Genomic DNA, 15,476 nt, shown 5'->3' with positions numbered 1-15,476 from the left:
TCGCCCACCTAACGGAGGTAGAGCATACTATGTAATATTGCTTCCTCTAATTAAACATAGGACGAGTTACCCAGAGGCTGATGGTATTCGCCCGCATAATCATAGGCTGCTCCTTCAATAAGTTCACAGCCTGCACTTATCGATCACTCAAACGGTGCCGGAGAAGGCAGAATCTACGACGCACTAACCGGCTAGCGCGGCAGCGGAAACCACCAGAGGTAAACTACCCCCTCCCCTTTTCCGGTGCTACCTCCTACGAGCCAATATGGCGGGAAAGACGACCGAACAACTCGAATACGAGTGTGCCAGTTTGCTCAAAGAGTTCGGCTTCACCGAGTACGAAGCCTACACGTTCGTCTATCTCCTTCGACTCGGGGTTGGCACCGCAAAGGACGTCGCAGAGGTCGGCGATGTGCCCCGCACCCGCGTCTACGACGCGGTTGACGCCCTTCACGAGGCTGGACTGGTCGATATACAACACACGTCGCCCAAGAAATTCACGCCGGTGTCACGAGAGAGCGCCCTCCGCAAACTCAACCTCCAACGCGAGAACACCATTACGGAGTTGAGTGAACTGTTCGAACACCTCGAACCCGCCACTCGACCGCCCGAGGAATTCGGGGTGTGGACGGTCACCGGTCACGAAGCTGTCACCATTCGGCTCCTCGAATTCATCAACGACGCGGAAGATGAACTCATCTACATGACCGTCGACGAACTCCTCACCGACGACCACCTCGACCACCTGAAGGCGGCTGAAGAGCGTGGCGTCGACATCTATCTCGCGGGGATTTCCGAGCCCGTTCAGGTCCAGATCCAAGAGCGGGTTCCCGCGGTTGAACTCTTCGAGACGCTGTGGGCGTGGTCCGATGAGGGAGCCGGAAGTCTGCTCATCACCGACAAGCGAACCGCTCTCGTGAGTGTCTTCCTCGGCCAGGACGCGACGGACAGAATCCACGAGACGGGCATCTGGGGGACGGGCGAGTACAACAGCCTCGTCGTGGTGCTGCGGGCCATCTTCACTTGGCGACTCAGAACCCTCACCTCCCAACCTGATGAATAGATCCTCTGAACAATCTACTAAGTGACCGTTTTCGTGCACGTGAGTGCGATATGTACGTTCTCAAGTGGGCTTCGAGAGCTGATTGAGTATCTCAAGTTTGTCCGAGAGAATGCCCAATACCTGCAAGATGCTCATGCAGGAGAGGTTGATGTCACTGGCATTCTCTGTACTGATGGAATCGATGTTAACAGCAATCAGTCTGGGTCCGTTCAGCATGTGACCACATCTGATCTAACTCAAGAATTTGTACAGTGAGCTAACATCGCCATCCAACGATCTGTAACTGGGCTATCTCAATCTGTTTTTCCACTCCAGGATGCCGAGCGGCCGAGGGCCTTCATCGAATCACCTGTACCTAGCTCGAAGAAGAGAATAGATCAGGAGTTATCAAGCAACGAGCGCGCTCGCTGGACGTAGCTGTTCGCATCCCAGCTTCGAGCGGTACTGATCCCATCAAGGAGGATGCGTGCCTCGTCGACCGTCAATCGGCCTGTTCGAACAAACACTGAGAGGAGTGTCGGCGTCGTTACAAGTCGTGTATTGGCTAGTGAGGCGTGGATCAACCCAAGACGATTGAATTCATCACAGAGAAAGAGTGTGGCGCCGATCTCGTTTGCAAGGGTGACAGCTGCGTTCTCACCATCATCGAGTGGGAACTCGGCATCGAGATTGACTGATTGGACCGTGAGTTCGGCAGTTCGACCAAGGACTGCAGTTGCAGCTTCTCCATGCTGATCATCGTACGAGGCGATCTCTTGGAGTTCCTCAATTACCTCGTCTGGAACGAACACGTCATAGCCCTCCAGACAGAGCGAGAGTGGATCAAGATCGAAGTCCGAGACGATACCCAAACTCACGAGTGCGGATGTATCTGCGACCAACCCTGCCATCTATAGCTCGGCGACTTCGTCGACAAAGTCTTCATCCAACTGTTGTTTCAACACCCGGAGGTTCGCTGCCTCTTCAGCGCCGACGAGTGCTTTGAGCTGCTCGAAGGAGATTTCGTCGTCATAGTAGGCAGCAGCGATCTCTTGAGTGAGTGCATCATCGTGAGCGGCATCTTGGAGGTACTCTCGAAGCGCAGTCACGAGGACGTTTGTTCGGTCTTCCCCGAGCACTGTAGCGAGTGCGTCGGCCCGGTCAATAAGCCGATTGGGTGCTCGAAACTGCACGCGCTTTTTGTCGGTGCTCATTATGTGTACATTGTGAGCCAACGTACTTAGCCGTTTTCGTGTGTACGATGTGAGCCTCACTGAACCTGTATAGAGTCGCTTTAGACTCCTCGATATCCTCTCTAACGGATCGTCGAATCAAACATGGATACGACTACTCTGGCCACCTCCCAGCCACGTAGTCACGCACTTACCAATCAAGGAGTTTCTCACCGGCCAGAGGGGCGACAACGGCCCCACTGACGGCGATCGCGGAGCCGAAAAACGTAGCCAGTAGTGGTGGTTCGACAGCATACACCAGCGCGAAGAAGCCGCCTGCCAATCCGAATACAACGAATCCAGCAGCTGCCTCTCGGCGATTTGACGGCTGAGCGGGTGTTGAATCGGCGATGCCACGCCAGATGAGCCACCCTCCAACCCCACTTCCGAGTGCGGCCACGCTCTCGAAGGTGGCTCCCTGGATGAGTCCTAGGGCGCCGGCGCCGACCGCGACAAGGAGCACTCGAGCAGGGGCAGTACCTCGATCGGCGATCACGTAGAGCACACCCAGTACTATCACTCCGAGAGCAACTCCGACCACAACATCAACCAGGTAGTGGACGCCCAAGATGAGTCGTGAGAGCGAGACGAGACCAACGATAGCTGCGACTCCGAGCCATCCCGGCGATAATTCGTCTTCGAAGACGACGAGTGCGAACCCACCCCATACCAGAGTACTCCCGAAGGCGTGGCCACTCGGAAATCCGGGGCCCGACCCAGTTGCGATTGAAGCTAACACGCCCTGGAAGACGGCTGGAAGCCACACTATGATTGGTGGATCACCCGCACCGGGAGGCCGAGGGAGCAGGAAGAAATTCTTGAGCACTCCAATAAGAGCCACGTACGTGAGTAGGAGACCAAGAACGAACAGGCCACGCCGCCGATCGATCCCCCACCGCGGGAACTGATCGCCGGCGACGTACAGAAGACCACCCAACAGGAAGAGAAACCAAACATCGCCAAGCTGGGTTAAGAGAGCGAAGACTACGAGAACGGGTTCTGATGCCCAGCCGTGAAGCACCTCGACCACCCCGATACCGCGGTCACCTCCGAATAGATTCACACCGGAATATATCAACTACAATCCCGTTAAGACACTGGCCTGTATCGGTCGGTCAGATGGCCGTGTAAACTACTGCTGTAGATTCAACATGGCAGTACCTGGTAAGACCTGAGGAAGAACGGAAGAGCTCTGGCCGTTCTCAGCCGTCCGACTCGTTCCCGTTGCCCTCGGTGTGGATCCCGAGGACCGGTCCCTCGGTCGCAGCGACGTACACAGTGGTCTCCGTGCCATCATCGGCTACGACTTCAACTTCATAGATGGGGAGCCCCTCGTCGGTCCTGAGCTCAACCTCCGTGACGGTGCCGGCAGTTTCGTTCTGCGCGATGGCGACCGCATCGGTAGCCGACCGCAGCTCGCGCAGGTTAAGCGCCCGCAGGTCCTCGAATTCATCCTCATCGTCTTCGACGCTCGTCTCCAAGACCGTCCCATTCGTTGCGTCGATCGTCACAGTGGTGACGTTGTCCGTACCTACCGTCAGGACATCGTAGACCAGTGTACCGTCCTCGGAGTCAAGTTCGAGTCCGACCGGCGTGGCATTCGTCTCGTTGGCCGCGGTGTTGAAGGCTTCGGGACTATTGACCGATACTACACTTAGATTGACGTCGTCGCTCCACTCGTCACCATCGTCGTCCTCCCAGGGTCAGTCCCACTGGTTGACGTCGGCGGGAGCTGCCCCGACAACGGAGGCCCCACCAGCACTGACCAACACGAGTAGTCCAATACCGAGTACGGCGTGTCGCTGATCAATCATTATTTAGAACAGGCGTGATGACCTATTAGGGGAAGGGCTCTGCCATGGAAAAGAACACGGCCTGCTACTGAGAATGGCCATTCTCAGCTACGTTCATGCTCACCTAGAGGCGTTTACCTCCCCCGAAAGACCAAATACAGCACGTACACTTCCGCCCACTCCTTCCAGGGCTTGAACATCACTACTCCCTAAGTTGTATATACCAATTTAGGAAGCCCTCACCCCATGCTAAATAGAACCTCTTTACTTAACGATTAGTCAAGATCGTTCAGCTTGAGAATTGCGGCTGCATCGATGATGCGCGACTGAATGGGGATTGACGATGGGATGGTAGTTCGATGAGTACGAGAATGTAAGTAGGAGATAGGCCACTGGTCAAGCATGGCGACGTTCGAAGTATTCCAGGATTCAGCGGCAGAGTGGCGGTGGCGGCTCGTCGCGCCGAATGGGAAGATCATCGCGGACAGCGGCGAAGGCTATCAGTCGAAACAGGGTGTGGAACGTGGTATCGATAGTGTGAAACGGAACGCTGGAGGCGCCGACATCCAGTTTGTCGACGAGTAGTATTAAAAGCATTTCTGACATGAAGTCACGATAACTCATTCAGATGCTATATTCCAGAGAACCAGCCAGTACCATAATCGTGTACCTTTTCATTGCTATCGACACAACCGAAGCAGATCCGTTCACCGGCGATCGGACAGGCCACGAAGACGAGATTATCCGAACGAAGGAGAAAACGAACGAATACGCTTACTAGTGGGCGATTGTCTAGCTGGCAGTAACGCTGTTCCGTTAGTACTCGACGTTTGGCCCAGTCCGCAGGGGTGACTCCTAGACTGAAATGGTTGAGGACTTGCTGGATTCAGCACAGAAGGTTGTTCGTATCGACAACGTTCTCCTGGACCGCGAGTTCGACAGCCAGCACGTCCTAAAAGCCGTAGATGATCGAAGGCTGGTGTACATGGTTCCGAAGCGAATGTACCCGAGCGAGAAAGCCCAAGCAAAGCAAGTACTGAAACACGGAAAGATCGCTACGTCATTGACCTGGTTTGTATTTAGGGAAGACGAGTGGCTGTCGACGATGATGGAGTACGACCGAAAGGAGAACTCACAGCGGACTGATTACGGTCAGTACGTCGTGTTCATGACGAACGGCCACTCTGGGGCAATCGAACAGTATCGACATCGTTGAGTGGTCGAGAGCAGCTACAAGAGTATCAAGCGATCGATGGCCGCGACGACGTCAAAGAACCTCGTACTGCGTTCTTCTATTTCGCGTTTACATACCTGTTGTACTCAATCTAGAGAGCGGTTGATCTCCTCGTGCAAGTCGAGTTGACGGGTGAATACGACCGATCCCCAGGGGTAACGGTCAATAGCGTCCTCACGCTGTTGTAGAAGCAGATAGAGATAGGATAGATCGCCGTATCGTTTCGGCATTTGCTCGGTGGTGAGCAGCAGGTCTATTCTGACATTCAATGTCTGGTGGAACTGACGACTTTCAGGACGCGCAGTTACCGGCGTCTCCTCGCCTGATCGACCTAAACGAGGATTAGTTCTCCGAATCGACTGGACCTTTGTATTTTGAATGTATTTTTTCTCCATCTCGCCACTGCCAGTAGTAATAGCGGTTATCGTTAATCTCCTTCACCGTAATCGTCGCCTTCGAGGGAACGTCATCCGGAAGATTCTCTGGTCGCTCCTTGACCCCCTCGTTCTCTTCGTTATCCGCTAGCCGTTCCTCTCGCTCACGGTGTTCAGCGAGTTCCTCGGTGTATCTGGCGACGTCTCGAAGGAGTTTGGGTGAGTAATCGTCGAGTGTGTCGACGACGTCTGTGAGAAGTTCCTGTGGAGGTGCCGGTGGTTCGTATGACATGGTAACTCGACCCGTATTAACCAACAAAGAATGCCAATAGCATAGTTTTGTTGGTTAAATATGTGTCAGGCTATTCACCCTCACGAGCGTCGATGTCTTCAGCTGCGACGTCCTGGCGGTACGCAAGTAGGTTGCGATCGATGCAGCCAATTGAGAAGCCAATTCGCCTCGGCCACGTCACTATGACTTTAAATACTCTGTCACGGTTAAGGCGCTCCTGTGTGGTGAACCGGCTCGGTCGTTTCGGCCCGCTCTCCGAGCATCCGATCGAAGAATCGTCTACCGGCGTCGATTTTCTCCTCGGGGGGCGTGTCCAGTTCGTTCTCGTAAACGACCCATTTGACGTCGGCGTCGCCCGCAGCCTCGAATCTACGTTTCATATCCACGACGCCGTCACCATGTGGTACGTTTTTATAGTCGTCGAGTCCGGACCCCGGAGTCACGTCGCGGAGATGGAGCATCTCTACTCGGCCGTCGAGCAACGACAGCGCCTCGGTCGGCGCAACGCCGCCGGCGTGAAGCTCGGCTACCTCAAGCTCGAACCAGATGGCATCGGGATCCGTCCCCCGGATGAGATGCCAGAGCGGAGTATTGCGAGGAACGGGCCCCGTGTTTCGGGCTAAAAGTCGCCGCCCCGCCTCCTGGATATAGTCGGCCGCTCTGTTCGGTATCGGCGTCACGTCGATGAGTGTCTCGACGCCGCCCGGCAGCAACGGACACAACCAACGCCGGTCGTTATGTACCCCAAGTTCCAGTCCCCGTTCGTCTAGAGCCGTCGCCACGTCGTTCAATCGGTCTGCGAGCGCGCGAACGGACTCGCGGGTGTGAAAGTGTGTCGAGTCGGGATGGGCGACGATGAGTCGGTCACAGCCGACGGTCGCACAACGCTCCAACAGGTCGGCTTCACCGGCGAGAGCGTCTTCAATAGTCGAGAGGTCTGCGTGTACCGCGACCGGTACGAGCCTGGTCTCGTCGAGTGCAGCGGCGATGTCTTCAGGCGGTTCCCGCTGAAACCGATGGGCGAACTCCACGCCGTCGTATCCGCTCGCTGCGACGCGACGAACGAGATCAGGAAGCGAATCGGGATGCGATCGAACAGTGTACAACTGAAGGGCGGTACGCGGTAATGTCATTACACACTTCATTTTGAAATACATACACATTAGTATATAGTGCCTATCACCGCGACCGCCATCCGTTCGGATCCCCGCGATCGGCCGCGGGGCTCGTTTTCGACGGTGACGACGACACTGAGCGGTCGAAACGCACTCTTCTGCTCTGTTGAATCCACAGAAGACGGTTACAGTAGACCCGTTCTCTACCCTCGCGATACCGTCCCCCTCCTCACCAAGAGAGTCGATGCTTACCGTTCGTGTCTCACCTTCCTCAACTGGCGGTACTGGAGAGGGAGATTTAGTGGACGCCGCTGCATACTGTTCCATCTACGGCTCGTATCTCGTTGTCTCTTGGGAGCGAGTTTTAGTTGGCTGCTCCGCTTTGGAGATCTCTAGTGGTTCAGAAGGTTGTTCAGTCGCTGCCTGTTCGATAACTGCAATGCGGTATGTCTGTTCTGGATCTAAGGATCCATTCTCAATGGACTCTTGAGGGATTTGATCGTATACCCGTCATCAGACTGCTGGAGCGACGTCTCGAAAAACAGCTTCAAGGAATCCAGAATTTCTAGCATTACCGTTCGATATTCTTCCACTACCGAAAATATAGCGGTTCATGACGGAGCAACGTGGATACGAACAGTAAGTTCGGCAGTCTCTGAGATCTCTCTTTGCTGGGAGAGTTGTTGAGACACCAGACAGGCGGGAAACGCCGAATGATCTACGAGGGAAAATTTACTACTCCTTTTGAGGCAGATCCGTATCAGTGAACATGTGATACCAGTCGACATCGGCGACCGTTCATGCAGCCGCACCTTCCTCGTTAAACTTGACTACTGCTGCGGAGTGGAATTCTTGAATCACAACTCAGAGATACTAAACTGGACTTCTGCAGAACTGCTCCAGAGCCGATATTGGTACCGCGCTGAACCTTGCATCCTTCACTTGGTCAATAGCGGAGTAGATCCTTTGTGGAGATATCTTCGATGGAATCGATGAGAAGGTCGATAAACCGGCGTGCTCCATGAGTGATGTGCAAATAATAATATCCAATTTAGATTCTACTCGCCTAATTCCGGTCCTATTGAAAGCTTCAACTGGACTCAGTCAGCTCGCAACTCAAAGGAGATCGTGGAAGAAGGAAGAACCCATGGAGCAGATAGGAGCATTTTACCGGGCATTTTTCATAGAATTTCGTTCACCACCAACGATCGTACAAAGTAGAGTATACAGACCGAACATCTGAGCAAGAAAACCTCTTGCACATTATTTCGAATAATCTTTAATTTTGAGAATTGACATAGTTAGCGTACAGTGATGACGGTGAAAAAAGTCATTTGTTTTGGTCCATATTCAAATAATACGAGATATAGCAAGTTAGGGGAATGAATTAATTGCACATCACTGGCTACAGAAGTACTTGGATTAATGTGCAGAATGTTCAATCCCCAGACGGATCTGGCAGAGAACGCAAAGTAGTGGGACTCAATCCGTTCGAAAAATAACCTCCCATTCACGAACGTCTTACGATATGGACGAGAACATTGGGTGCCCATTCATTATTCGCTCCGAGTTGAGAGAGGATTGGATATCCAGCGAGAGCTGACAGGAGGTATACGATAGGCGCTAGGACGACCCTATTCAAACGGTACTAATCAATAGACAATTGTTTGTATGTAACAGAATGAGGGAGGGAGCCGGAGACAAACGATACATAGATAACAGTTACAGAGGTGGACGCCTGATTCGTGCGAGTATTTCCAGTTACTAGTGCTCTAGGGCGATGACAAATCTTTAATCACTCACTACACCCAAAATGAATTCTTATTCACGTATACTTAGTTGAATTTCGATTTTTCCCCAATTCCAGTATAGATGGAATACAGTTACATCCTGAGAGAATTCTTGTGTTACAAGACTATTGATGTAATGGTCCGGCAGAAGACGGGCAACAGTTGATTATAGCAGCTGGTTGTATTCGGTCCGTAGTGAAAAACAAGTTATTGCTAGGACGCACCATCATGTATCAAGATCTGCCAAGCAATGAATAAATATTGTTATCTTTGTCTAATAGGTGGTCTAGAAGTTTAAAATATCACAATTCTATGAACGAAGCCCTATATGTATATTCTCGAAGGTCCTCGATGACCCAGTATTTCATTAGTATATAATAGTAGTAGAGGAAGGTATTTCCTTTTTAGGAATATTTAATACATCTTCACATGTCACTCTAATTGCCCTTCAAGGCGTGCAAGCTATGGATAACAAAAAGAAATCCCGTAGATCGGTACTCAAACTTACTGGCGCTACAGCAATTGGTTCAACGTTCATTGGGACTTCCGCTGCTGCATCCTCCAATAAGAAGAAATCGGATGAAACCATTAACACTGATTTCAATCCAAACAATGAATCAGAAGTTATAAATTTCCTCACTCAACTTTCGGACTTCTCAGTTGACGAACAACGTTCGATCTTCGAGAATGAGCTTAATAAAGAACAACAGCAAGCTGTAATTGAGGGACTACAACCGCATGACGTTGAGGTTAAATTAATCCAATCTGAGCCAGTCGTCAGTATCAGTTCAATAGGCTACAGAACCCAGAAAGCGGTTTATGAGGTTACTACGAGAGATGCAGCTGGGAAGAATCTTTGGCGATTTGCCCATCGATGTATCTGGGACTATAATGGGTCAAAAGTCAGGAACATTAGTTCGACGCCCATAGGCCAGACCAACAGTCCCTACTGGAGTTATGAGGGTGCAAGTGGTAATGTAGATAATCGTAATACATACTTCATAGCGAATAAACAAGGACGATTCAAATTTTGCCCATTCCAAATAGGTTGTGTAGCTTCTGATGAACCAATGATTGAGATCAGAGGACAAGCGGACGGTACTGACACTGCGAACTCCAACTTCGACTAGTCTGAGAAAACCTTATATTTCGAGAGTGCATAGCCATATTTATGGATCTAAAGAGACTATCATACCTCAAACATAGTAATCTATTTTACACTACATTTGTAGTACTCTCTAGCTTCATAGTCTCTGCCCTCTTTCCTTTGCTATCTCCACTTCTCGGAGCATTTGTAATATATTATGGGTTCCAGAGATCACAAACTAAGACGCAATCATACGTGATAATCACCTCCGGAATAGTTATCCTATCTTTTGGTATTTTTATTTATATTAATTTGTACCCAAACTATTCGTTTGCCAGAGTGAAGTAAAATGTTTCTTATAGGTGGGGACGAACGGTATGGTTTCTATTTTGATCTCTGACTACCAGACACTCTTGGGCCGCCCTCAACGATGGTCATCCACGCCAATATTACACGTTAGCGACCGACGCTGAACGACCACCTCGGGCAGGACTCTTGGTAACCGATTCCCACCCGTGGTGGCGAGAACGAAGCGTTCGACGGCATGGCTGCTCTCGGACCAGTGATAACTGTAGAGCAGGGCAGTAGCAATTCTCGGGTAGTGATATAAAATACCTGTCTAATTTGCGTTCTCGTCGAGTTCGTCACGAGTTCCTATAAGAACTCGAAGTGTAGCCTCAGAAGATCCGATAGCGGTTGATGACATGTTCGGTTCTATATCACCCCGCTCAAGATGGAAGACGCACGACGGAATAAAACAGATCGGGCGGTTAACAATATTGAAGAATTTCGTGCTGTGATTCTTCTATTTTGCGTTTGTGCGACTGCTCTATTCGATGGTGAGGCAGTTGATCTGCTTGTCCAAGTGGAGTAAACTGACGAGTGTGGTTGGTTACCCGTGGTGACGACAAATGTGCCCTCACGCAGTTAAAGGAGCAGACAGTAATAAGATAGGCTGCCGTCTCGTTTTAACGTTTGCCCGGCGATGACTAATAGTCCTCCTACCCTGTGTAGCGCGACCAGTTAAAGGTTAGAGTAATTCGCCGCTCAGAGTGGCGGTTCATCTTCCACATTTTGTCCGGTACCACGCATTAGAGGTTCTCAATACGAGGTGTAGTCTCAACTTCCAACCGGACGTTTTATGTATAGCGACATATGATTCATTACTGAGATGTAATACCCTGAAGTCTCGATACAGTGGAGAAGAGAGGCTATAGAGGGTGAATATGAATTTCCGGGGTCACTTTCGTGTAGGCGCATACACGTAAGTAGATTCAAGGGGGTCGACGCAGTACCCTCATCGGAACCGATGCCATCCACGAAATCCCAGGGTTACAACTCCCGAAATGCCCATCTTGACACAGGAGGCCGACGGTGAGCGTCGACGATACGACCGAGTTCACCGAGACTGTCGGCCGCTACCTCCGCTCCAGCGGTGACTCCAAACAATACCGCGACACCGCCGAGACTGTACTTGGACAGTTCGAGACGTGGCTGCGGCGCCGCGACCTCAACTCTTTCGAGGACCTCGAACGCGACGGCGGACAGATCATCCGACGGTACGCCGACCGACTGAACCAACGCGTCGAAGCTGACGGCATCGCGGCCTCGACGGCGCAGATGTACTACAACGTCATCTCTGGGTTCCTTGGATTCTGCGTCCGCGACGGCGTTCTCTCGCGGAACCCGGCAACGACGGACCGCGCCCGCGAGCCCCTACCTCGCGACGACCAAGACCGCACTCAGCAGTTCTGGACCCCGGACGTCCGCCGTCAGCTGGTCGAGTACACGAACGAGCGAGCGTGCGAGGCCATCAAGGAAGACGGCCTCGACGCGACGCAAGCGGTCCAAGAGCGGGCGTTCGTCCACGTGCTCGCGTACACGGGCGTCAGAGGTGCAGAGGTCTTCCAAGTAAGCGGTGACGACCGCGAGGGTCGACAGGGACTAACGTGGAGTCGTGTAGACCGCGAGTCGTGGACGTTCCGAGTCTGGGGGAAATCGCAGTCGTGGGAGGACGTCTCGGTGCTAGAGCAAGCTCGTGACGCTATCGAACGGTGGTACCAGGTACAGGACCCGCCGACCGACGAGTGGCCGGTGTTCCCGACCGCTCACGCGCCCTCGAAGTATGCCGTTGTCCGAGAAGCTCGGGAGGATGTTGAGGAGTTGCTCGCGGATGCTGACGTGGATGCGGTCCTTCAGGAGTACGAGATTGTGCCACCGGCGATTACGACCCACGGTGCCCGGAAGGTACTGGCGCGAATCGCCGAGAACGCCGGTGTTGAGGTAGACGGCGAGGCACCGAAGCTACACGGTGCTCGTCGCGGACTCGGTGACACGCTGTTCCGGAAGGACCGGGGACTCGCATCAGACATCCTACGGCACAGTAGCCTCTCGGTCACGAAACAGGCGTACTCACATATCGACGCTTCTGAGCGGGGGGACGCGGCGAGCGAGCTGCTTGATGAGTAATCCCGGAAGAGGCTATGGGTGGTTCTGGTGAAACCCTCAACGGCTGACAGTAGTAGTGTGCGCGATACAGAGAGTGCATCTCTCACCATGGCTTCGTTTATTTCGCCTCACCAACGCTGAACCAACCGCTAGATAGCGCGTGCCTATTTATCGAGTCGAGAAGAACACCCAACGCCCGCCATCTTCGGTTAACGTGTCGGCGGTTCCCCACTCATCTGCGATAGTGAAACCAGCGTTGCGTAGGTGCTCTCGTGTGGCTTCTGCTCCGGCGATATGCCACTGCATCTCGGTACCGCTCCCGAGCCAATTCGGATTCGACCCACTCCATTCATCGGGGCCTTCGGAGAGGAGCAACCGCCCGTCGGGACGCAAGACGCGCGCGAACTCGTCGATAACCGCTTGATGTTCTTCCAGTGGAATGTGAATCAACGAGTGGTATGCAGTGATTGCATCAAACAGGCTGTCACGGACGGGAAGATTTACCATATCGCCCTGTATGAGCGACGCACGAGGAGCGTTTTCCGTGGCCAACTCCAGTTGTGTACGAGAAAAATCCATCCCGGTTGCGGTCGTCGATGCACTCAACCGGCGGAGGACTGGTGCCCCCTGTCCGCAACCAGCATCGAGAACACGCGCAGACTTCGGAAGCCGTCTGAGAAACTGGTCAAGTATCTCTATCCCGTGACCACCTTCAGACCGTTCTGCGGCATACGTCTCATCTAAGTCATCGTAACTGCGTCGAACAACGTCCTTATCGACCATTCCGATGAGATACTGTCGTATAGTACTTCAATTTTTTATGGAGGTGTTCAATGCGAGCTCTGTACTGAGCGATTTGATTCCATTACTGTGAGTGCCGAGTAGGTGACCGACTCGCGCCCTGTATTCAGCACACTCTCGTCAAACTATCACCAAATGAGTGTTTCAACAGAACCTGAACACCGTATTTCTCCCCGCACGCCGGACACCAGGTAGTGTCGTTCCTGCCCGCCGCACTGTCGCGCGTCGCGTCGAACCGGGTTGTTACACCGTTCGTAACTCATCTCCGTCATGGGGCGCATTCCTCGCCGCGAGAGGCGATTGGAATAGCGGCCGACCGGTCGGCATCAATGCTCCCGACGCGACAGTCGGGGTTCAGGCACCGGAACCATTGTTCCTGGCGCTTCCCACGTTCGCCGCACCGGTGACTCCTCGGTAGTAGAGAAGAGCGAACGTGAAATCCGGACTTTATGCGCGTCCGCAAGGGTACATATGTATGGCCAGGTCAGATCCGTTGGACATCGAGTACCTCACTCACGACCGCGTACGAAGGCTGATCGACATCGTGCAATTCTGCGTGGAGGATATCAGCCAGACGTTCGACCAATGGGACGAACCGCAAATCATCGGCCCTGGACTGTACTTCGCCGTCGTTTCAGGGTATCTGTACGTGAGTACGCTGATTCGATGGGGAAGAGTCGGTGGCCGGTCGAGCGATGTCAAAACGTCCTTACGGTCGAAACAAGTACAGACCCTGTAGAACAAGACCCAAGAAGAATGCACCAGTGCTAATGTGCTTGATGATCCTCAAGATGTGGTCAACTTTCCCTTCCATCTCCGTCAATACTTGCGGTCGTAACCGATCAAGTCGGTTGATCACTTCATACTCTTCGTCCTCGGAGAAGAGCAGGATCTCATTATGGCTTCGACGTGCACGAACAATCGCTTGGCGATCTTTACTAATATCATCTAAGTAACCATATTCTTCGAGAATATCCATTGTATCAGTAAATTCTGAGCCATCGTCTCTGTCTATTCCTCCACCGCGGTCGATACTGTTCAGCCCTTCATAGGCATCTCCGTAGAAAAACGATCGTAGGAACGAACGTGTGAAGTCCCAATCGACAACCCTCCATGATACACCACCGATAGTGAGGAGGAGCCAACTGGCAATATTAATCTGTTCCCACGAAACAAAGAACCAGTCACCCATACTAGTTGACAATAACGGAGCACCTCCAATAAATGTAGACTCATCTCTAGTTCAACAAGAAAAAACCACTTTTTCCCTATTCTGGTAATTTACGTCGAAGCACTACTAGGGTCGATAACTCACTCGGGTTAATGACGAGTGCACTTCTGCGGTGCGAAAAAATTGAGGATGGTGAGATTACGTTTCGACGGGAGAGGAAAACGGTAGAACCACTTCCTGGACGAAACGAGCGAACTCCTCTGAATCTACATTCCGACTCGCTCCTCTCAGTTCTGAGTTGATGAGAGAGTGCAGTCAGCGTCTGTGAACAATCTCGTCTTAATATGTTAGCAGATGATCAGTTAGTAGAAACCCAAACTGCCAAGGTCTACAGTACGGAGTCGTCTCTTTCGGTATCGTGAGTCATAGTTTACAAAGTGAATTGGGTCGCAGGCAGGTGGTTTTACCGCCGCGATCCCGAGGGTTCGGGGCGGTTCAGCGGGCGCCAAGCGTCAGTCGTCGCCCGCGGCGAGCAGTCGCACTCCGGCGGTCGTTGGCCGGGCGCGAGGGGGACGTGGTACTGGCTTCCTGACTGACTGACGCAGAGAAACGTGTCGGGGTCGTCCTCGAACACCGGGACCGTTGGCAGGAGAGTAAGATACTCCTTCACCGCTCGCTCGTCGCGCGGTTCGGGCGAGGTGGTGATAGCGATGCACCTTTCAGCGGTCGTGTCGTATTTTGGCATAGTCTTCTAGTCCTTTTGAGAAGGCCAGTCCCGGCGTCAGGACCACGCCGGGGCGACTTTCGACGCCCAAGGGACCAGCCTTCTACACCCGTTGCTACGACGCCGTTTGGTATAATTCCACGCCGGTGACTTCTGCGTTCTACTCGACCGGGACAAGGACAATGAAGTTCTCTACGCCATCGACGCCTTCGAACGAAAGAACGAGTGTCGAGAACTTGGGAAGTACCGTGAGGTCTGGGGTTCGTGGCGAGATGAACAGGATAATACGAATTCCTGAAAGTCACGAATATCCATTCGACTCCATGTTACCACTTGACATTTATTAAGCCAAAGTGGAGCTCCGATATACCCG

Annotated in this window: 13 protein-coding genes and 4 pseudogenes; 6 read left to right on the top strand and 11 right to left on the bottom strand. The window is 52.6% G+C overall.

Annotation, left to right across the window (positions count from 1 at the left end):
• Positions 1-265 precede the first annotated feature (265 nt).
• Positions 266-1,063: a TrmB family transcriptional regulator gene (locus tag ACZ522_RS20050; protein WP_379692249.1), complete on the top strand. Its 798-nt coding sequence runs from the start codon at positions 266-268 to the stop codon at positions 1,061-1,063.
• 377 nt (positions 1,064-1,440) lie between these two features.
• Here the strand turns inward: ACZ522_RS20050 and ACZ522_RS20045 are convergent, their stop codons facing one another.
• The 5 genes and pseudogenes from ACZ522_RS20045 to ACZ522_RS20025 form a co-directional block, all read right to left on the bottom strand.
• A complete protein-coding gene (locus tag ACZ522_RS20045) occupies positions 1,441-1,953 on the bottom strand; it encodes a PIN domain-containing protein (RefSeq protein WP_379692247.1) in 513 nt (170 codons plus the stop codon).
• Positions 1,954-2,256, bottom strand: coding sequence for a hypothetical protein (locus ACZ522_RS20040; RefSeq protein WP_379692245.1), 303 nt, complete (start codon positions 2,254-2,256; stop codon positions 1,954-1,956).
• A 169-nt stretch (positions 2,257-2,425) separates the two neighbouring features.
• The gene (locus ACZ522_RS20035) at positions 2,426-3,352 is read right to left on the bottom strand and encodes a phosphatase PAP2 family protein (protein ID WP_379692243.1); all 927 of its coding nucleotides are present in this window, start codon (positions 3,350-3,352) and stop codon (positions 2,426-2,428) included.
• Positions 3,353-3,476: 124 nt separating this feature from the next.
• Positions 3,477-3,785, bottom strand: a complete 309-nt coding sequence (locus tag ACZ522_RS20030) for a PepSY domain-containing protein (protein WP_379692325.1) — start codon at positions 3,783-3,785, stop codon at positions 3,477-3,479.
• Positions 3,759-3,881, bottom strand: a pseudogene (locus tag ACZ522_RS20025) (PepSY domain-containing protein); the annotation flags it as partial. The gene ACZ522_RS20030 and the pseudogene ACZ522_RS20025, both read right to left, overlap by 27 nt.
• Before the next feature lie 588 nt (positions 3,882-4,469).
• Here ACZ522_RS20025 and ACZ522_RS20020 point away from each other — a divergent pair.
• On the top strand, positions 4,470-4,652 hold the full coding sequence (locus ACZ522_RS20020; RefSeq protein WP_379692241.1) for an HVO_2922 family protein: 183 nt from the start codon (positions 4,470-4,472) through the stop codon (positions 4,650-4,652).
• Between the two features lie 91 nt (positions 4,653-4,743).
• Positions 4,744-5,489, top strand: a pseudogene (locus ACZ522_RS20015) (transposase); the annotation flags it as partial.
• A gap of 154 nt (positions 5,490-5,643) precedes the next feature.
• On the opposite strand, the gene ACZ522_RS20010 reads toward ACZ522_RS20015, so the two are convergent.
• The 3 genes and pseudogenes from ACZ522_RS20010 to ACZ522_RS20000 form a co-directional block, all read right to left on the bottom strand.
• On the bottom strand, positions 5,644-5,967 hold the full coding sequence (locus tag ACZ522_RS20010) for a DUF6788 family protein (protein WP_379692239.1): 324 nt from the start codon (positions 5,965-5,967) through the stop codon (positions 5,644-5,646).
• Between the two features lie 206 nt (positions 5,968-6,173).
• Positions 6,174-7,073: a sugar phosphate isomerase/epimerase family protein gene (locus ACZ522_RS20005; RefSeq protein ID WP_379692324.1), complete on the bottom strand. Its 900-nt coding sequence runs from the start codon at positions 7,071-7,073 to the stop codon at positions 6,174-6,176.
• Positions 7,074-7,274: 201 nt separating this feature from the next.
• Positions 7,275-7,409, bottom strand: a pseudogene (locus ACZ522_RS20000) (TRAM domain-containing protein); the annotation flags it as partial.
• 1,927 nt (positions 7,410-9,336) lie between these two features.
• Between ACZ522_RS20000 and ACZ522_RS19995 the strand changes: the two are divergent.
• Both ACZ522_RS19995 and ACZ522_RS19990 read left to right on the top strand, forming a co-directional pair.
• A complete protein-coding gene (locus ACZ522_RS19995; RefSeq protein ID WP_379692237.1) occupies positions 9,337-10,002 on the top strand; it encodes a hypothetical protein in 666 nt (221 codons plus the stop codon).
• 1,331 nt (positions 10,003-11,333) lie between these two features.
• Positions 11,334-12,428 carry a tyrosine-type recombinase/integrase gene (locus ACZ522_RS19990; RefSeq protein ID WP_464391836.1) on the top strand — a complete coding sequence of 365 codons (1,095 nt, stop codon included), beginning with the start codon at positions 11,334-11,336 and terminating at the stop codon, positions 12,426-12,428.
• Between the two features lie 147 nt (positions 12,429-12,575).
• On the opposite strand, the gene ACZ522_RS19985 is transcribed toward ACZ522_RS19990, so the two are convergent.
• The 3 genes from ACZ522_RS19985 to ACZ522_RS19975 all read right to left on the bottom strand — a co-directional run bounded on the left by ACZ522_RS19985 (position 12,576) and on the right by ACZ522_RS19975 (position 15,124).
• Entirely contained in the window at positions 12,576-13,190 is a 615-nt protein-coding gene (locus ACZ522_RS19985; protein WP_379692235.1) for a class I SAM-dependent methyltransferase, read from the bottom strand.
• A gap of 727 nt (positions 13,191-13,917) precedes the next feature.
• The gene (locus ACZ522_RS19980) at positions 13,918-14,400 is read right to left on the bottom strand and encodes a hypothetical protein (protein WP_379692233.1); all 483 of its coding nucleotides are present in this window, start codon (positions 14,398-14,400) and stop codon (positions 13,918-13,920) included.
• A 442-nt stretch (positions 14,401-14,842) separates the two neighbouring features.
• Complete coding sequence (locus ACZ522_RS19975) at positions 14,843-15,124, bottom strand: hypothetical protein (protein ID WP_379692231.1); 282 nt, start codon at positions 15,122-15,124, stop codon at positions 14,843-14,845.
• Positions 15,125-15,248: 124 nt separating this feature from the next.
• Between ACZ522_RS19975 and ACZ522_RS19970 the strand changes: the two are divergent.
• Positions 15,249-15,401: pseudogene (locus ACZ522_RS19970) on the top strand (type II toxin-antitoxin system RelE family toxin); the annotation flags it as partial.
• Positions 15,402-15,476 lie beyond the last annotated feature (75 nt).

Source organism: Halopelagius fulvigenes (assembly GCF_055398025.1).
Note: the sequence above shows the minus strand (reverse complement) of the source record. Positions and strands in the feature narration are given on the sequence as shown.